This window comes from Pseudomonas sp. GM49 (genome assembly GCF_000282355.1).
GTDB lineage: Bacteria > Pseudomonadota > Gammaproteobacteria > Pseudomonadales > Pseudomonadaceae > Aquipseudomonas.
Map to the genome: position 1 here is coordinate 1 of NZ_AKJL01000211.1, position 18,516 is coordinate 18,516.

At 58.9% G+C, this 18,516-nt stretch carries 9 protein-coding genes and 2 pseudogenes; 6 read left to right on the forward strand and 5 right to left on the reverse strand.

Annotation, left to right across the window (positions count from 1 at the left end; all coding sequences use genetic code 11):
- Positions 1 to 131 (reverse strand): annotated as a pseudogene (locus PMI29_RS32690) (PadR family transcriptional regulator); the annotation flags it as partial.
- Between the two features lie 513 nt (positions 132 to 644).
- Here PMI29_RS32690 and PMI29_RS10425 point away from each other — a divergent pair.
- The 5 genes from PMI29_RS10425 (at position 645) to PMI29_RS10405 (ending at position 6,375) form a co-directional block, all read left to right on the forward strand.
- Positions 645 to 1,136, forward strand: a complete 492-nt coding sequence (locus tag PMI29_RS10425) for a CS1 type fimbrial major subunit (RefSeq protein ID WP_008000195.1) — start codon at positions 645 to 647, stop codon at positions 1,134 to 1,136.
- Positions 1,137 to 1,240: 104 nt separating this feature from the next.
- Positions 1,241 to 3,763: a CS1-pili formation C-terminal domain-containing protein gene (locus tag PMI29_RS10420; protein ID WP_008000197.1), complete on the forward strand. Its 2,523-nt coding sequence runs from the start codon at positions 1,241 to 1,243 to the stop codon at positions 3,761 to 3,763.
- Between the two features lie 30 nt (positions 3,764 to 3,793).
- A complete protein-coding gene (locus tag PMI29_RS10415; protein ID WP_008000199.1) occupies positions 3,794 to 5,059 on the forward strand; it encodes a hypothetical protein in 1,266 nt (421 codons plus the stop codon).
- A gap of 58 nt (positions 5,060 to 5,117) precedes the next feature.
- On the forward strand, positions 5,118 to 5,864 hold the full coding sequence (locus PMI29_RS10410) for a hypothetical protein (protein ID WP_008000201.1): 747 nt from the start codon (positions 5,118 to 5,120) through the stop codon (positions 5,862 to 5,864).
- A gap of 16 nt (positions 5,865 to 5,880) precedes the next feature.
- Positions 5,881 to 6,375, forward strand: a complete 495-nt coding sequence (locus PMI29_RS10405) for a CS1 type fimbrial major subunit (RefSeq protein ID WP_008000203.1) — start codon at positions 5,881 to 5,883, stop codon at positions 6,373 to 6,375.
- 112 nt (positions 6,376 to 6,487) lie between these two features.
- Here the strand turns inward: PMI29_RS10405 and PMI29_RS10400 are convergent, their stop codons facing one another.
- The 3 genes from PMI29_RS10400 to PMI29_RS10390 form a co-directional block, all read right to left on the reverse strand.
- Positions 6,488 to 11,161 carry an NEL-type E3 ubiquitin ligase domain-containing protein gene (locus PMI29_RS10400; RefSeq protein WP_008000205.1) on the reverse strand — a complete coding sequence of 1,558 codons (4,674 nt, stop codon included), beginning with the start codon at positions 11,159 to 11,161 and terminating at the stop codon, positions 6,488 to 6,490.
- 156 nt (positions 11,162 to 11,317) lie between these two features.
- On the reverse strand, positions 11,318 to 14,431 hold the full coding sequence (locus tag PMI29_RS10395) for a transglycosylase domain-containing protein (RefSeq protein WP_008000208.1): 3,114 nt from the start codon (positions 14,429 to 14,431) through the stop codon (positions 11,318 to 11,320).
- Positions 14,432 to 14,733: 302 nt separating this feature from the next.
- Positions 14,734 to 15,192 (reverse strand): REP-associated tyrosine transposase, encoded by a 459-nt coding sequence (locus PMI29_RS10390; protein WP_008000210.1) that lies wholly within the window; start codon positions 15,190 to 15,192, stop codon positions 14,734 to 14,736.
- A 563-nt stretch (positions 15,193 to 15,755) separates the two neighbouring features.
- Here PMI29_RS10390 and PMI29_RS10380 point away from each other — a divergent pair.
- The gene (locus PMI29_RS10380) at positions 15,756 to 17,189 is read left to right on the forward strand and encodes an amino acid permease (protein WP_008000214.1); all 1,434 of its coding nucleotides are present in this window, start codon (positions 15,756 to 15,758) and stop codon (positions 17,187 to 17,189) included.
- Positions 17,190 to 17,284: 95 nt separating this feature from the next.
- Here PMI29_RS10380 and PMI29_RS0130295 read toward each other — a convergent pair.
- Positions 17,285 to 18,409, reverse strand: a pseudogene (locus tag PMI29_RS0130295) (OpgC family protein).
- Between the last annotated feature and the right edge of the window lie 107 nt (positions 18,410 to 18,516).

Below are 18,516 nucleotides of genomic sequence, written 5' to 3' on the forward strand. Positions count from 1 at the left end.
AACAGCAGCAATTTCAGGTCGCCGGGGGCGAACCCCCGCGGGCCGCGACCGCCGCGTTCGCGGCCGGGGCGCTTCTCGAAGCCGTCACGGCCGTCGCCGTGTTCGCGGTGGGGGGAATGATGGTCTCTCATTTTTGCTTTCTCTCGTCGTGTTTAGATACAACTTAAGATATATCTTATCGAGCGAGCAAGGCTGACTGACCAGCGGCGCATCCGGCGGCAGGCGTAACCGTCATTGAAAATGGCGCTTTCACCATTCCCGGAATTGCTTTTAATGGAGGTGGAAAAGTTGAAATTAGTGTTAACTCTCTAAATATTCGATTTGCGCATTTATTTATTGATTATGTAATATCTCTCCTACAGAAGTTGCTGTGTCTTTGCCGGCTGTTATTAGTTGATCATTGGCTTCATGTAGTCCGTCTCTTACAGTCGAACAGTGAGTTTTTCGATAATTCAGTATTTTTCTTTCTATGGTCGTGGCACTTTGGCTACGCACTTCATGGAACTTTCCTGCTTGCTTTCCAGAAGAATTGCTTGATCATTCTTCGGCGTTGAAAGTTCGGGAGGACACAAAACTGCTCGTGACGGTTTTTTGTTTTGTCGGAACTTTCAATGAACCGAAAATTTTATAAAGACAGGTACTGAATGATGTTCAAGAAATTCGCGATTGCCGCTCCACTGGCTGTTCTGGCTCTGAGTTCTTCCGCCGTTTTTGCCGCGGGTGAAGCCCGTCACTCCATCAGCCTGGTTGCACATGTGCCGACCAATGGCTTTTATGTCGTCCCGGTCGATCCGGATCTGGTCAACAAAGACCAGGACATGAGCTTCCGGCCTTCCACCGGTACCATGGGTGAAGTCAACGGTTTCTTCGACATGCGCAACAACAACGGTTCGGTACACGCCAGCCTTGAAAGCGTGCCGAAGCTGATCTCCGGCGCCACGTCGATCGACCTGCAAGTGGCACTCAACAATGTAGTCCTGACCACGACGCCGCAAATGGTGGTCGGCGAGACCGAGTCGAACGTCAACTACCGCGCCCCACTCAACATCAAGGCTGTCGGCACTACCTTTACCCCGGGTGATTACACCGGTGCCGTCACCATGATGTTCGACGCTGTTCCTCCTGTTGCTCTTTGAAATTGAAAGAGTCGTAAGCGCTTACTTGCTTGAGTAACGTGACCGGCCGGCAAGTTTCAACTTGTCGGTCGGGTTCAACTTCTTCGTAATTAGAGTACTCGTTCATGTTCCCGATGACGCCCATCGCGGCAGCGCTTGCGTTGCTGTTATGTAGCAGTGCATTTGCGGCGCCCACTTCAATTGATAATACGCCCAGAAGTTTGCTGGCCCAGGCCAAAGGCTTGCCGGCGGATTTCGAGGAGCACTTTTTCGATGTGCCGCTGGCGGTTCGGGTCGAGCTCGATCAACAGCCACTCGGCGAGGCGATGATTGTGTTGTCCCGCGATGACCGGGTGACGTTGCTCGATTTTACCGATACCGGCGACAGCCGTTTCGGCGCCAGTGAGCGCCAGACCTGGGTCGACATCCTCAAACCCGGCGTGGCACTGGGTGCCTGCACGGGGCAGTGCCCGGAGCAGATGCTGGCGGTGCACTACAACCTTGAAAACTCTTTGTTGTCGATCGTCACCGAAAACGCCGAGCGCGACAGCGAAGCCAGGCGTTTTTACGATCAACCCGAAGGTGGCAGCAGCGGCCTGATGGTGCGTAACCAAATCAATCTCAACGGCGGTCAGGATCAGGACCTGGGCGGACGCTTCGGCCTCGAGGCCAGCGGCAGCCTGGGCAACTGGAGCCAGACCTTCAACATGCAACTGGCCCGTCTTGGTGGCCCGGACAACAAGACATTCCACGCGGTACACGAACTTTTCACCCAGCGTGAACTGGAGGGCAGTTTTTTCCGCCTGGGCTATTTCACCCCCAATTCCGAAGGCCTGACCCGTCAACCACGCTCGTTCGGGACCAGCCCCGACACCGCCGTGGGCGTGATGTATGGCAGTTCCGACAGCCTGGCAATCGACAGTCCGAAACCCAGTGTTTATCCCATCTATGTCACCGCCAACCGCCAGGCTTCGGTGGAGATCTTTCGTGATGGCTTGCTGATCAACACCCAATCGGTGCCCGCCGGTTTGCAGACCCTGGACACCCGGCCATTGCCCGGTGGCATTTACGATGTGGAAGTGCGCCTGATCGAAGATGGCCAGATCACCTCGACCACCCAGGAGCTGGTGTACAAGCCCAGCAACTGGCGCAACCTCGACGAGCGTTGGCGCTACAACCTGTTCGCCGGTCAGGAAAGCAAACTGCTCAGCAACTGGGATCAGCAGGCCAGTGGCGATGCTACCTTCGGCGCCTCTGCGAACTACTTGCTGCACCCTCGGGTGGTGCTGGGACTGTCCGCGCGCCAGGAGCGTGAGAAGCTGCAATTGGGCAGCTCCGTCGACTGGTCTCTGGCCAACAGCACCAGCGTGTATGCCAACGTTTATCAAACCCAGGACCATGGCACCGGTCTGGATCTGCAGGGCCTGTACAACTATGGCGCCGGCAGCCTGGTAATCAGCCATAACCGTAGCTGGCTCGATACCACCGACACTTTCGACACGTTGCCCGACGGCACTCGTGTGCGCCAACGCAATGTATTCACCGGCGAGACCAGCAACTCATCCCTGGCGCTGAACCACCGGATCAGCCGCAAGAACTCGTTCAACGCGCGGGTTTCCCACAGCGAAGGCAACGTTGAAGGCATGGGCGTAGACCTGGGCTGGACGCAGCGCACCGAGTTGTTTGGCAGCGACGCCAACTGGCGGCTGTCGTTGTTTGATCGCCCGGGTAGTTTCAGCAGCGGCGATGCGCGCAATCGCGGGGTCGACCTGAGCCTCAACGTGGCGCTCGGCGGCAAGGGCCAACAGGTATCCGGCAGTATCGGCTCGCGCACCGCCCGCGATGGCAGCCGCGACACCAATGCTTCGCTTGGCTATCGCAAAGACTGGCAAGACCACGTCTTGCAGAGTGTCTCGGTGACCGCCCTGACCGACACCTACGGCATGGGCCTGTCGAGTCTGGCTAACTTTCGCACCGATGCGGTCAACGGCGACGGCTTTGTCCAGCGCTCGTCCTTCAACGGCAATTTCACTGGCGGCCTGAACCTCGACAGCACTCTGGTGGTGGGTGCCCAGCACATGGCGTTGACCAGCCAGCATCAAGGACGCGGCGCCGGGATGATCGTCGATGTCGAGTCCGACATCGACGGCATTGCCTTGCGCGCCGATGACCTGAGCGGCGGCAGCTCGGTGTTGCACCCGGGACGCAATTTCATACCGCTGACGGCCTACAGAAACAGCTCGGTGAGTTTCGACTTCGAAGGCAATCATGTTCCGGCGGCAAACATCGCACCGGCGCGCACCCGTTATCACCTGAACAAGGGTGGCGTGGAATACCGCCAGATCCGGGTGATGAAAACCCTGACCGTGCTCGGGCGACTGCTCGATCCACAGGGCCAGCCACTCAAGGGCCATCACGTGATCAACCACGCCAGTCGCGGCGTGAGTGAAGTCGACGGCTTCTTCTCCATGGAAATGAACGCCGGCTCACCGACGCTGGAAGTGCGGCATGCCGACCGCTTGCTGTGTCAGTTCCGACTCGATGTCGACAAGCATCGCCGTGAGAACAACGTGTTGATGATCGGGGATCTGCGGTGCAGCCCGGACACCCTGGCCGATGCCACCAACAACCAGCGCAAGGCTGGGTAAACGGCCCGGGCCGATTTTGCGGAGATTGCAATGATGAATAGAAAAATGGACCTGCCGAGACGGTGGTGCCCCGGTCTGTGGTTAGGGTTGCTGGCCACGTTGGCTGTTCCTGCGGCAAGCGCTGCAACGCAGGAAATCAGGGCGCTGTTTACGCCGGATTCGGCTAATCCGCATCGCAACGAGTTCGTCAACAAGACACCATCCAGTGGCTACTGCGAGTTCTATCCCGACATCTGCCGCAACAGCAACACCTTCAGCATCCGGCTGATGACGCGTTTGAATTCGAGCAAACCCATGCAAGCCAATTCCGGCCCGCGTAACAGTGCCATGTTCAAGGTGCCGGGAGACTGGCGCTCACTGACGGTCACCAATAAGGAGACGGGAGACAATCAAAGGGTCGAAGTGCGCATTGCCGGAGTTGGCTCCAATTATGTTTTGAGCGACACGGCAGCCAATTTGACGGGCGCTCCGAATGCTCGCGAAGGGCACGATGCATTATGGAAGGGGTCCGGCTGGCTGTATGCGACGCCTCCTTGCCAATCCACCGGCGTCGGATTTTTCGGCTCCAATACCTATGCGTTTTTCTGGAAAACACCCAACGCGACCCCCTGCGTGAAAGTCGCCAATTTCCTGATTCCTGGCATGTCCTATGGCTACCTCGACTTTGCCTATGAATTGCGTACACCCAACCCTTTGGGCATGCGGTCCGGGATCTATACCGGGAATCTGACTTACCGCCTCGGCCCGGGTGGCGATTTTGATTTCGGTGACGTGATGATCCCGAACGATCCGGTACTGAACCTGGATTTCGTCCTGGACGTGCAACACACCCTTAAAGTGGATATCCCACCTGGCGGCGAAAGAGTCACGCTGACGCCGGCCGGCGGTTGGCAAAGCTGGCTGCAGGCCGGGCGGCGGCCGGTGAGATTGTTCCGAGACCAGACCTTCAACATCTCGGCTTCCTCGCGTTTCAAGATGCAGCTTGAGTGCGAGATCAGTGCATTTCCCTATGACTGCATGCTCGATGACCGGGTTTCGAAACGGGCGGTCGAGCTGCGAGTCAGTGTCAGCCTGCCCAGTGGCTTGACCGATATGGCCGGCAAACCGGTCAAGCAGCTCCGATTGCGCCCTGGCGCTGCAAATGCCCAGCATTTTCAACCCGGTTTTTATGTGGATCGAGCGCCGGGCACCCTGCATTTCGAGGTCCCCCAGCATCAGATGGAATTCATGATGCGCCCCGGCGTGGCCTCCACCTACAGAGGCAGTGTCACGGTGATCTGGGATTCGGAAATCTGATGGGCAATTTTGCGATGGCGCCTGCCTGTGTTGTGTTCAATGTCATGAGGTTCAAGGTATGAAGCGTTTGTGGGCGACACTGATTCTGAGCGGGTTTTCCGTCGGCCTTCAGGCCGGGCCGCAGATCAACGTCGGTACGGTTTACGACTATCTGGACGGCGACAAGAGCACCTATCTCAAGCGTGTGTTCAACAGTGGCGATGCCACTGCCTTCGTCAAGGTCAACATCCTGGAAATCATCTACGAGGCCGATGGCACCTCACGCGAAGTGCCGGTCAAGACCCGGGCGGATGCCAGTGGTCGTGATGGCCTGATGGCCAGCCCGGCGCGGTTGATCGTGCCGGCCAACGGCATGCAGGGCACACGCCTGCTGCTCATGGGCAATCGCGACAGGGAGCGTTATTTTCGGGTGCGCTTTGTGCCCGTCGTGCCGGAAAAGGAAGACGAGTTTGCAGTGTCTGGCGAGGAGCGCGAGGAGTACAAGAAGAACCTTTCGGCTGGCGTCAACGTCATGACCGGCTTCGGCACGGTGTTCTTCGTGCGCCCGAGCGACAGTCGTTTCAACACCGCGATAGAGGACGGACCCGAGCACTACCGCCTGCGCAACAACGGCAACACCGTGGTGGTGATCGATGAGTTTCGCAACTGCTCGTTGAAAAACGAGACCGAGTGCGAGCCGACCACCAAGCATCACATCCTCGCCGGGAAGAGCTTCGAGTTCGAGAAGAAAACCGGTCGCGAGTACCGCTTCAATCTGGTTGAAGGCAGTGAGAAAAAAACGCTGCGCATCGCCAGCAAGCAATGACCGACAGGTAGCCGACATGAGCAGGAAAACTTCCAACACCTGGTGCGCTGGCATGCTGATGCTGGCTAGCGCGTCGACGTTCGCCGCCCGGGAAGAACACACTTTCGAAGTGTCCGTGGACATTCCGACATTGGGCTTTTACGTGATCCCGGCGGAAACGAACTGGATACACCTCGAACAGCAGTTACTGTGGAATCCCGCGACATCGATGCTGGGTGGTTTGCGCAAAAACTTCGACGTCAAGCACGACACCAGCGCAATCGAGGCCCGTCTGGAGAGCGAACCGTACCTATCCAATGGCCGGGACGAGCAGAACATTTATTTGCGCGTCAGTTTTAACGGCCAGGAGCTGAGCCATGACCCGCAACCCCGGCAAGTGGTGACCGCAGAACAGGCGCGCGCCGGTGGGCGTTTCGCGCTGGACATCCAGCCGAGAGTCCCCGCTGGCGGCTACAAGACCGGACACTATTACGGCAACGTCCATCTGGTTTTCAATGCCGCAGCGCCCTGAAACCAGGCCATCTGAATAAACCTGTCGCAAATGTCACGGTCATTCGGAACTCCGATGTTTGAAGGACAGTGAACCTGACGCCAGCAGCGGCTGTCAGGTTCACCGCCCGGCCTTACTGGCCGGCCCGGCGCAATGCAGCGCGGGTCAACTGTCTCGACAGTTCCTTTTCATCGTCACCCAGGTCGACCAGCAGCCGATCAAACGTCTCGTCGCTGATCGGTTGATCTGCGAAGAGCACGGTGTCCGGCACCGGCAGATCGTTCTTGAGCGATCTGAGACGCTCGCGCAGGGCGGGTCGGTCGGCATCAGGCGCCGAGAGCCATTCAAGCTGAGTGGCGCGAAGGGTTTCAAGTTGCTCGTACTTGTTCAGGAAAAGCAGCTTGTTGTTTTCCATGCGTACTGGCGAGGTAGTGCGCAGATAGTCTTCCCAGAAAGGCTGCTCGAGCATTCTGTTGACCAGGCCATCGCCTTCGCCCAAGGCCAGCACCGTGTCATGGGCTTGATCGATCATGGTGTCGGTGACGCCGGACACGGGCCTGAACAACATGCCCCGGGACTGCCAGGGCAGGTCCAGCCGATCCGCCAGGCCGGTCTGGTAGGCCAGATAGACTTCGACGTCGTCAGGATTGCCACCCCGGCTGTCGACGTCGGCCCGGGCGATGTCATTGACTTGCTCCAGCCGCGCCGCGCCTTTGGCCAGGGTCACCAGTTTTTTCTCCAGCTCTGACGCATCGGTGGAATACGAATAGGCCTCGGACACCAGCACATTGATACCCATGTTATTGAACAACTGGGCACCGGCATCGGCGCAATCGACCGGTGCGATCGCCATGGTGAACAGCTTTTCGCGTAACGCGGTGTCGATGAACACGGCATCGAGCATGCGCCACACCCGTTGCTGCAATTGTTCCATGGCCGCGCCGCCGGCACGGAAGTCGGCGCTGTTCTGGGTATCGAGCAGAGCCTTCATGAATTGCTGGCCCTGGGGTTCGTTTGCCAGTTCCGACCAGATGTTCGCCCGCTCGACGCCCCAGCCGGGCACTTCGTTCCAGCGTTCCAGGGAGGCATTCGAATTGACCACCAATTCTTGCCGGGTGTTCGAAGGCAATACAGGTTCAGGTGGCAATGCCAATGAGCGCCGGTACTCCTGATAGCGCAGTTGGTTCAGCGGCGAAAGATTACCGACGTCCAGCCGGGTTCGTGCGACCACCCAGGCTTGCGGTGAGCCGGGAACCACTTCAGGAATCTGGTCGATCGGGTTGTCACGCAGGTCCAGTACAAAGCCGCGAGGCCTGGGTTTGGCGAAGACGCCTTGTGGCCAGGCAGTGATCACAGTGTCTTTCAACCCGAGCACTTTCAGGCGCGGCATGCGCCCGATGTCGATCAGCCTGCCCAACGGGTTCTCGTCGAGCCTGAGGATTTCCAGATACGTCAGGCGCTTGAGCCGTTCAACGGCAGGGGCGTCGAGCACGATCTCGTTTTCACTCAGGCGCAGGCGTTCGAGCCGTGGCATGGAGCCGATGTTCTCTGGCAGAGCCGTCAGCTCGCAGCTCCTGGCGCTGAGTTCGCGTAGATGAGGGAAGTCTTTCAACAGGCCGTTGGGCTGACCCGAAAAACGCGTGTTATCGAGTTTCAGGATCGTGACTTTGTCCAGAAACTTTTTTAGCTGCGGTCGTTTCGGCCATTCGGAATTCAGATCCAGAGGCAAAAGAAATCGATCGTGTGACAGATCTAGCGCATAGGCATGGGGATCGGTACGGCTGCCAAGTTCGGTGTTTTTTCGCTCGAAACAATGGAGCAAGCGCTGGGCAATGTGTTGCCGAACACCGCGTAAGGGAATCGGATTGTCTGCATCCAGCCCGACGGCTTGCACTTGCCAGAGATCGATGAGATTGCGCAGCTGGTTGAGATCGTTTTTCTGTTCCTCCAGCAGCTTCATCGGCTCGCCCTGTTCGGTCAGGGCAGCGGCAAAGTTGTCAACCTCAACCTCGCTAAAATGCGGATGCAGGTCCTGAATACGTTCGTGCAACGTTTTGCCTTCCTTGCTGAGTCCGCCGCCACGCACCAACAGCATCGTTTCATGCTCGGCAACAGGGCGAACGGGCGGGGTGGCGAGCACGGTCCGGCGTGCGCTGGGCGGGGCCGATTTGACCAGGACCCATTGCCTGAAAAACTCACCGTCACCCGGCTTGTAACCCAGGCTGTTTCGTCCAGACACCTGCGTGGCCTGCAGAACGGCTTCGAAAAAGTCATCGGCTTCATGGATCTGCTGATCGTCACCATCACGCACCTGATACTGCCCGGCATCGTCGCGAATCAGTACCCGCACTCGCGTTGCGTCATCGGGTCCGACGCTGCAACGCAACTCGCCATCGAATGTTCCCTGACGAATATCGAGGCGCAGGTCGCCAAAGGTATCGGTGTTAAAGCGCAAAGTGCCTAGCACCAGGCGTTCGGTGTCGGGAGTGATAGAGGCGCTCGGGTACAAACCCTGGGCCGCTCGCACCGTTTGCGTTTCGAACTGAAGTTCCCGCGCCTGAGTCCTCAGGCGCAGGGGCAGGCGGCTTTCTTGCGTTATCCGCTGACGTTCCGCAGCGCTGGCGCGGGCATGAATTTGTGCCGCAACGGTGGCCGGTAGCTCGGGGAAATCGCCGAACAGCGGCGCGATCTCAGGGGATAACGGAGCGGGTGCAACGGCCGGTGAAGCCAGGCGTTGCAGGCTATCGGTCAACAGCGGTGGCGGTGGTGCGCTTTCCACATGCACCCTGCGCAGCACGCCTTCATCGGTGCCGCTGATCTGACGAATCTGCTCCAGTTGTTCATCGCTGAAACCATCGGTGCTGTGACCCAGACGACGCATCAATGTCGAGCCTTCCCACTCGCGCGGGTTTTCCGTTTCGCTGACCCAGGCGCCGTGACCGTTGTGGCGCAGGCTAGGCGCATAGGCATCGGGTCGTTGCGGATGCTTGATTCGATGCTGACCGGTGACCGGGTCTTGCGCCACTTCGAAGTGCTGATCGTCCAGGCGCACGAGGCGGCGGCCTTGATGCTGGTAAATGCCCGATGCATCGGGCCTGGCATCGGCTGGCAATGCCGGACCCGGTCGCTCATAGGGCGCGAGGTCGGGGTTCCACAAACGGGCCTGGCCATTGGCCAATTGCACCGGTTTGAGCCCCTCGAAAAACGGCGAGAGCTTTGTCCGTGCGGCATTACCCAGCGCCCCTCCCGCCGCGAACGCGCCCAACTGGACGATGCTTTCCAGTACCCCGAGGGTTTGTTCACCAGCCTCGGCCAAACGACCTTCGGCCAGATCGACGATGCCCTCGACCACTTCATCGGTCAGTTGATAGGCGGTGTACGCCAGCATCATTTCGCCAAGGCCCGGGACAAACGGCGTCGCCACCAGCAGGGCGGCATTGAGGATGTCCGAGAGCATTTTTTTCAGGTTGTCCCACCATGCCCAGCGCGCCATGCGGTCGGCGTATTCAGTGGAAATCGCGATTTCCCGGGCGTCGTTGAGGATTTTGTTGAGTTTCTGTCGGTAGAAATAATCCCAGAGGTTGCCGTTGAAAACGGTTGCACGATCAGCATCGACATTCAACAGACTGAATTGCAGATTCGGGTTATCCACAGAGGTTTCACGCCAGGAGGGCAAGTTGGAACCTTGGGGCGCCGGCTGCCATTTCACCTTGCTCAATCGGTCATTCAAACCGGCAAAAAAATGCCCGCGTTGTTGATGCTCCACGAACTTGCTGAAGAACTGCTGATAAGGGGGGGTATTGGTGCCGTCGCGTAATTGTCGAGTCAGTTCAGCCATGAACTCGAGCGACGACGGGTATTGCTTGAGCGGATGTTCCGGGTCATGCGGGACATATACCAGCACGGGGACAGGACGGCTGGCGGTCGATACATCAGGGGTAATCATGACAATGCCGGTCATTCGCGTGTCCATCATCGCCAGGTTGTAGTAGCCAACGGCCTGGCCATTCCAGCGAAGATTCGCACGCTCGACGAGCACACCCTGCACCAGATCAAACGCGACCTGATCAATGTCGTTGTTCATCAGGGCCATGTGTGCCGCGACATTGAGTGCGCTCTTCTGGCTGAGAATGACCTTGTGGCGCAAGACGCTATTGGCGACAGGATTGGTCGACAGTAAAAAATCGTTGAGGTGCTGTTGGTATTTGGCGCCGATATTCAGTTCGCGACACAACGACTTGAACTGGTCGATGCTGATTTTGTGTTTCAGCGGCTTTACCGCGAAGTGCCCCTGGGTGTTCGGTCGGGTGATGAACTCGGAGTCCGGGGAAAAAGTCTCGTCACGGGAAAAGTTATGCAGGGCAGCGTCCAGCAGCGAAACGGTTCGGCTGGTGGTTCCGCCTGAAAAATCATGCACCCACCAGGCTGTTTTCGTCGGCGCATACAGCCGCAGCCAGATCTGCTCGACGTCGTCCACGACACCGAAGCGATCTTTCAGCGCCTGTTGCAGCACAGGTTTGGCGAAGGCGTAGATGTCCTGCAGATTGCTCAGTGCATGGTCGACATCGTTCTGCGCGACCCAATGGAGCTTGACGCCATTTTTCAGATTTCGGTGCGCTGCTGGCGAAGCCTTTTTGTACCAGTCGGGAAGTGTCACCTCGACATCTTTCAACTCGCTGACACGTGCGACTGACGCCTTGCGCAACCATTCGGGAATGGCTTTGCTGACCAGGTCGTAGTGGATGCTTTTATCGGCAGGGGCGCTGACAGGCTGATTCGCCTGCATCGAAAGGAGTGGTTTGGGCATTGCTTGATCGTCCGTTGATCAGGAGTGGAGCGATCAGGATAGGTACGCGGAAAGGGCGAAAAAAAGCGCAAAAATACGTTGGGAAAAACCTCGCCGTGGCCTCAACCCTTTTGAAATTGAAGACGGAAAAACAACTATGTACCGCCATGCTTGCGTCTAGCGTGCGACGGTTGTCTCGGTTTTGAGGCACTGTGTGTGGGTGCCCGGTTGCAAATACGGCGTCAGGATCGGCGCCATGCCCTTGAGCACCTGCACCGGCAACGCCGAGGTGAAGGTGAAGCTTTCTGCCGAGCGGCCTGGCACGAAGGCGGTCAGGGTGCCGAAGTGGTGATCGCCGATATAGAACACGAAGGTCGCCGTGCGGTTGAGCGATTTGGAGCTGAGAATCCGCCCGCCGGAGCCGATGGCTTCGATGCGGTTGTCACCGGTGCCGGTCTTGCCGCCCATGGCCAGCGGCGTGCCGTCGGGCAGTTTGAAACTGCCGGCCACGCGTTTGGCTGTACCGGCGTCCACCACTTGCGATAGGGCTTCGCGCATGGCGGTGGCGACCTCGGACGGCATCACCCGTTTGCCGACGTCCGGGTCATTGATCAGCTGGGTTTCATAGGGCGTGTTCGCAGCGAAATGCAGGCTGTCGATACGCAGGGTCGGCATGCGCACGCCGTCGTTGAGGATGGTGCCGATCAATTCGGCCAGGGCTGCGGGACGGTCGCCGGAGCTGCCGATGGCGGTGGCGAGCGACGGCACCAGGTGGTCGAACGGATAGCCGACTTTCTGCCAACGCTGGTGGATGTCGAGGAACGCTTCGATCTCCAGCATGGTGCGGATGCGACTGTCGCGGGCGCCCTTGTGCCGGCTTTTGAACAGCCAGCTGTAGACCTCCTGGCGTTCGAACTGGCTGGCTTTGACGACTTCGCCCCACTTGGCGTCGGGGTGATTGAGCAAGTAGCCCATCAGCCAAAGGTCCAGGGGGTGAACCTTGGCGATGAAGCCCTGGTCCGGCAAGTCGTAGGAGCCGGGGCCGTAGGCCTCGTAGAGTCGCGTAAGACGCTCGTCAGTGAGCTTTTCCGTGAGCTTGGCACCCGTGAGATGCGAGCGCACGAAGGCGTTGAAACTTTGCTGACTGGCTTGCGGCAGCAGGTAGCGGTGTACGGCGGCCATGCGGATCGGGGTAGGGCGCATGCTGTCGAGGAAGGTCTCGAGCCGGTCCTGGGTGTCCTTGTTCCTGTACTTCTTCCAGAACTTGAGCAGGAACGAAGTGCCCTCGCGGTCGGCGAACTCGGCCAGGTATTCCTGGCGCCGCGGGTCGCGGTCGTCCTTGAGCAATTCAGCACTGCTGTTCGCACCGGAGTAGGTGGTGTAGCGCACCAGGTCACGCATCAGGCGGATGAACGGCAGGTTGATCGATTCACGCAAGGCGTCGCGCAAGGTCGGTATCCGGCCGTTGTCTTCCTTGCGGAAGTTGTGGAACACATGCAGGCCGCCACCGGTGAAAAATGCTTCGCCGGGGCTGGCGGAATATTTGCGGTCCAGGGCAGCACCGAGCATTTTCTGCAGGTCGCGGTCCTTGTTCTCGATCAGGTAATCAACCGCCCAGCGGCTCAGGCGGTCCTGATCCGGCACGTCGACTTTCTTCAGTTCCGGGACGTCCATGCCGGCGTATTTGTCGTGCAGCTCGGAGATGATTTGCAGGTAGGTGGTGAGCACGCGCATTTTTGCGGTGGAACCCAGTTCCAGTTTGCTGCCTTCGTTGATGTCGAACGGCTGGTCGGTGCTGTCGGTCTGCACCCGCACCCGCGAGCCGTCCTTGGTCAGTTCGAACAGGGTGAAGCTGTAGCGCACCTGGGTGGTGCTGGTGGGGGTCAACAAGCGTTCGCCCATCAGGCCGATTTCCGCTGCATAGGCCGGGTCTGCGAGTTTTTTCAGGTACGCGGTGGCCTGGGTTTGCAATTCCCCTTGCAGGGTGCTGGTGGCCGACAGGTCAAGGCGGTCGAGGTCGTACAGCGGGCGATTGAGCAAACCGGCCAGGCGGCTGCGGGCCACGCTGATGCCTTTGTTGGTTTCGATCGGTTGAATGGTCGGCTGGGTCGCCCAGTCGCGATACGTCACCTTGCTGGCCAGTGCCGCGGCGGCGAGCGGCGCATCGATCACATTGTTCTGGGCCAGCAAACGAATGTGACTGTCGGTGAGGTCGGCCAATTCATCGCGGCCCTTGGTCAGGTAATGCGACGGGCGGCGCTGGGCAATCATCAGCGACAGCATTTCGCGCAGGGCCAGGCCTTTGTCTGCCATGGTCTTTGGATCCGTCGCGGTGCTGGACAAAGCTTCGTTGGCCAGTTTGAAGTCGGAGCCGTACCACACGCGCAACCCTTCAGCCATGCCATGCACTTCACCGTGGCCCGGTACGGCCGACAGCGGCACGCTGTTGAGGTAGTCGCGCACCACATTCTGCCGGGCTTCGAGGGTTTGCGGCCCGGCCTGATAGGCACGTACGGTGGCGGAAATCATCTGGCGAATTTTTTCCGCGCCATTGACCGTCAGACCATCAGGGGAATGCCGGTACTTCTCCAGTTGCGTGGCCAGGGTACTGCCACCGGCGGATTGGCCGGGCACGTGCAACAACTTGGCCAGTTGGGACCATGCCGCCATGCCGAACCGCGGCCAGTCCACTGCTGGGTTGGCCAGAGGTTGCCTGGGGTCGAGCAGGAAGCGGTTCTCGATGAACAGCAGGCTGTTGACCACCACCGGCGGGATCGAGGCAAAGGATGAATAAAGCTGCTGCGGATAGTTGTACTGATACAGCGGCGCTGCGCGGCAATCGGTGATCGACAGCCCGGCCTGGATCTTCTCGGCATACGGTATGAACAAGCCCTTGTCGCTGTACTTCAACAGCGCCGGGGAAAAGCGGGTTTGCGCCTCAACGACGAAATCGCGCTTGATCAGGCGCGGCAGGAATTCATCCAGGGAGCTGTAGCCCAGGCGCCGATCGAACGGACCGTCGCCCGGATAGCGAATTGCATCGCTGGGGCCGGGTTTGAGCTCATAGCTCAGGGACGCGGCATATTTGCTGACTTCCCGGGCCTGGAACTTCGAGGTGCGCATCTCCCTCATGGCGGCCAGCCCCACGACAATCGCGATAATCAACAGCAATAGCCAGAAAGCTCCCCAGCCGTGCCTGGAACGACGGGGTTTTTCAGGTAACGGCGCTTCATCCACACCTTCATTCGGGACCACGGTTTTACTCGAATCGGTTTGCCACAAAGCGCCCATAGTCGACTGATCCATTCACGCAGATTTATCGGACTTGTCTGAAGCTTAGACGGTGGTTGGCAATGGTGAAAAAATTGTGAAGGGCAAAATGATGCATGGACACATCACCTTTCAGGCTGATTGAAGCAGTTGTGGCGAGGGGGCTTGCCCCCGTCCGACTGCGAAGCAGTCGCAAAACAGGTGAACTCGGTGTGTCAGAAATCACCAGTTGCAGGTTTTGGCGCCGCTTCGCAGCGCAACGGGGCGGTGCGGCGATCCGACGAGCCCCCTCGCCACAAAGAGTTTGGTGTAAGGGCGTCCGTTTACAGCCAGCACGCATCCCAGAGCGGGTAGTCGCCAATCTTATCCACAAGCCCAGCCCTGAGTGGATTGGCAACAATGTAGCGGGCGAACGGCAGAAGGTCCTCTCCATCGCGAATGGCCCGGTCGTGGTAGCCGGATTGCCAGAGCGGGCCACGGCGGCCGGTGATTTCGTTCACTTTGCGGGTACAACGTGACTTGATGGCTCCGATAACTCGCCCCAGATTGCTTTCTTCCAGCTGCATCAACCAATGAAAATGATCGGGCATGATCACCCATGCGATGGAATTCACCACGTTGGATTCATGAGCCCGGCGCAGTTCTGCAACAAGTAAGCGTCCCAAATGCCAATCCGAAAAGACCGGTTGACGATCATGGACAACGGCGGTGATGAGATATGCCCGACCGCTTTCGGAATATCGTCCCAGACGCAAGCGGTGGGAGTTGGGTTGAGGTGGCATTCCATTGCTTCCTTTTGAGGGTATCAATTGCACATTCAAGGCTAGTACCCGGTTGTTCAGGGTAGATCCGCACGTGTTGAGTGAAAATGCTGATACCTGTGAAGGAATGACGGCATGAGAAGGCTGTTGTTGTTGTTGTTGTTGTTGTTGTTGTTGTGGCGAGGGGGCTTGTCGGATCGCCGCACCGCCCCGTTGCGCTGCGAAGCGGCGCTAATACCTGCGACTGGTGATTGTCTGGTACACCGCGTTTTCCTGTTTTGCGACTGCTTTGCAGCCGAACGGGGGCAAGCCCCCTCGCCACAAGTGATGCTGTGGCTGGGGAGGGGTGGTCGGCTGAAATGCCTTATTTAGAGATGTCGAAGGGGTAAATACGGCTTTGGCAGGGGCATGACGATGCACCATTGTTGTGCAATACTCGGCGCCGCTTTTCCCACTGATTTTGCGGGTTTTTCCTACAAGACAGCTCTGCTCACGAAGCAGAGCCGGTTCGGGACGCGATGGCTTATCGGTCAGCGCTTCGCCACTCGGTGGTCATATCCAATAACAAGACGAGGATGTCCCCCATGCCCACAGGCAATCACCTGCCCCAAGGCGAGACCGCTCAGGGCGGTCCGCTTAAACGTGAACTCGGCGAGCGGCATATTCGCCTGATGGCACTCGGCGCCTGTATCGGCGTCGGCCTGTTCCTGGGTTCGGCCAAGGCCATCGAAATGGCCGGCCCGGCCATCATGCTGTCCTACATCATCGGCGGTCTGGCGATCCTGGTGATCATGCGCGCCCTCGGCGAGATGGCTGTGCACAACCCGGTCGCCGGCTCGTTCAGCCGTTATGCCCAAGACTATCTTGGCCCGTTGGCGGGCTTTCTGACCGGCTGGAACTACTGGTTCCTGTGGCTGGTGACCTGCGTCGCGGAAATCACTGCCGTGGCGGTCTACATGGGCATCTGGTTCCCCGACGTGCCGCGCTGGATCTGGGCGCTCGCTGCGCTGATCAGCATGGGCTCGATCAACCTGATCGCGGTGAAGGCCTTCGGTGAATTCGAATTCTGGTTTGCCCTGATCAAGATCGTCACCATCATTGCGATGGTGTTCGGCGGCATCGGCATCATCGCCTTCGGTTTCGGCAACGACGGTGTGGCGCTGGGTATTTCCAATCTGTGGACCCACGGCGGCTTCATGCCCAACGGCGTGCAAGGCGTGTTGATGTCGCTGCAAATGGTGATGTTCGCCTACCTCGGCGTGGAGATGATCGGCCTGACCGCCGGTGAGGCGAAGAACCCGCAAAAGACCATCCCGAATGCCATCGGCTCGGTGTTCTGGCGGATTCTGCTGTTCTACGTCGGCGCGTTGTTCGTGATCCTGTCGATCTACCCATGGAACGAAATCGGCACCCAGGGCAGCCCGTTCGTGATGACTTTCGAGCGTCTGGGCATCAAGACCGCGGCGGGCATCATCAACTTCGTGGTGATCACCGCTGCGCTGTCGTCCTGCAATGGCGGCATCTTCAGCACCGGGCGCATGCTCTACAGCCTGGCGCAGAACGGCCAGGCCCCGGCGGGGTTCGCCAGGACGTCGAGCAACGGTGTGCCGCGCCGTGCGCTGCTGCTGTCGATTGGTGCGTTGCTGCTGGGTGTATTGCTCAACTATCTGGTGCCGGAAAAGGTTTTTGTCTGGGTGACGGCGATTGCCACCTTCGGCGCGATCTGGACCTGGGCGATGATCCTGCTGGCCCAGCTGAAATTCCGCAAAGGCCTGAGCGCCAGTGAACAGGCCGGTCTGAAATACCGCATGTGGCTGTACCCGGTCAGTTCGTACCTGGCGCTGGCATTCCTGGTGCTGGTGGTCGGCCTGATGGCGTACTTCCCGGACACCCGTGTGGCGCTGTATGTGGGGCCTGCGTTCCTGGTGCTGCTGACGGTGCTGTTCTACGTGTTCAAGCTGCAACCGACCAATGCTTCACAAGGCGCGGCGCGTTCGGCTTCTGTAGAAGCGAGCTAGCTCGCGATGGTCGATAACGATAACGCGTGTTCCTTGGCTAAACGCGGTGCTCTTGGGTCCATCGCGAGCGAGCTCGCTCCTACATATCAGGCATATCAGGCGGGCACAGTTTTCAGTGATCGATTCAAACGCTTGTTGAACTCAAGCCACATCGCCAGCAACGCCATCAACCCGGCACCCACCAGCGCCGTGAAAATCTGCATGGCAAACGCATCGTCGGTCAACGCGTTGACCATGTCCGCCAATGGCGCCAGCAGCACGCCCAGGCAGAAAATCTCCAGCGAGAATCGGCCCATGCGGCAGCATTGCTGCGCCAGCCAGTTTTGCGTCCATCCACTGTCGGGAATCAGTTTCGCCGTGACGTAGGCCAGTGCCAGGAAATGCAGCAGGCGTACAGGGGAAAGATCGGTCTTGCTGATGGGGTACAGGAAGTTTTGCACGCTCGCCGGGACCACGGCATCGTGTATGTCCGGCCAGCGCCACAGGACGGTCAACACACCCGCGGCCACTACATACAGTGCCGCACTCACAAATAACGGCTGGCGTACCAGCGGACGAGATTCGGGCAAGCGCGGGCGCTGGCTGTGGATCGCAGCGGCACCGCCGAGCACGAACAGCAGCTGCCAGGCAACCGGGTTGAAATACCACACGCCATCCTTGATGGCCGCCAGGTTCCAGCCAGCCAGCGGCACCATCAGGTACAGCGCCACCGACATCGCGACCACCACCCAGGCCTAGCGCACCAGCAGTGGCAGCACCAGGGGCAAGCCCGCCAATAGCACGATGTACAGCGGCAACGGGTCCATCAGGTTCGGTTTGAAGCGCAACAGCAGTTCATCTATCAACGCTTGCTGCGGGTTGCTGATGAAGTGATGCATGCCCATTTCCTCCACCAGATCCCGTGTTTCCACGTGGCTGTTGGCGAAGAACACAATGCCCATCAGCATCGCCAGCAGGAAGATATGCACCACGTAGAGCACCCACGCGCGGCGCAGGATTTTCACGCAGGCGATCAGAAAGCCTTCGCGCGCCAGGACTTTGCCGTACGCCAGCACGGCCGCAAAACCTGCCAGAAATACGAAAACCTCGGCCGCATCGCTGAAACCGAAGTTACGCAGGGTGATTTGCCCCAAAGGGTTGTGGGGCACGTGATCCCAAAAGATGAAGATCAGTGCCAGACCACGAAAGAAGTCGATCCGGTTATCGCGCGCTAACGTCATGACAGCAGACTCGTAACAGCGGGTGAAAATGGGATTGGTCACGGGCGCAAAGGCCACGCGCCCAAGCGGCGGCGCGCAGGGTGGACTGATTCGCGGGCAATTGCAAA

Bases quoted from the DNA above. Each gene is read 5' to 3' on its own strand.
- PMI29_RS10410 (WP_008000201.1), top strand. From the start codon at position 5,118: ATGAAGCGTTTGTGGGCGACACTGATTCTGAGCGGGTTTTCCGTCGGC.
- PMI29_RS10420 (WP_008000197.1), top strand. From the start codon at position 1,241: ATGTTCCCGATGACGCCCATCGCGGCAGCGCTTGCGTTGCTGTTATGT.
- PMI29_RS10380 (WP_008000214.1), top strand. From the start codon at position 15,756: ATGCCCACAGGCAATCACCTGCCCCAAGGCGAGACCGCTCAGGGCGGT.
- PMI29_RS10400 (WP_008000205.1), bottom strand. From the start codon at position 11,161: ATGCCCAAACCACTCCTTTCGATGCAGGCGAATCAGCCTGTCAGCGCC.
- PMI29_RS10405 (WP_008000203.1), top strand. From the start codon at position 5,881: ATGAGCAGGAAAACTTCCAACACCTGGTGCGCTGGCATGCTGATGCTG.
- PMI29_RS10395 (WP_008000208.1), bottom strand. From the start codon at position 14,431: ATGGGCGCTTTGTGGCAAACCGATTCGAGTAAAACCGTGGTCCCGAAT.
- PMI29_RS10390 (WP_008000210.1), bottom strand. From the start codon at position 15,192: ATGCCACCTCAACCCAACTCCCACCGCTTGCGTCTGGGACGATATTCC.
- PMI29_RS10415 (WP_008000199.1), top strand. From the start codon at position 3,794: ATGATGAATAGAAAAATGGACCTGCCGAGACGGTGGTGCCCCGGTCTG.
- PMI29_RS10425 (WP_008000195.1), top strand. From the start codon at position 645: ATGATGTTCAAGAAATTCGCGATTGCCGCTCCACTGGCTGTTCTGGCT.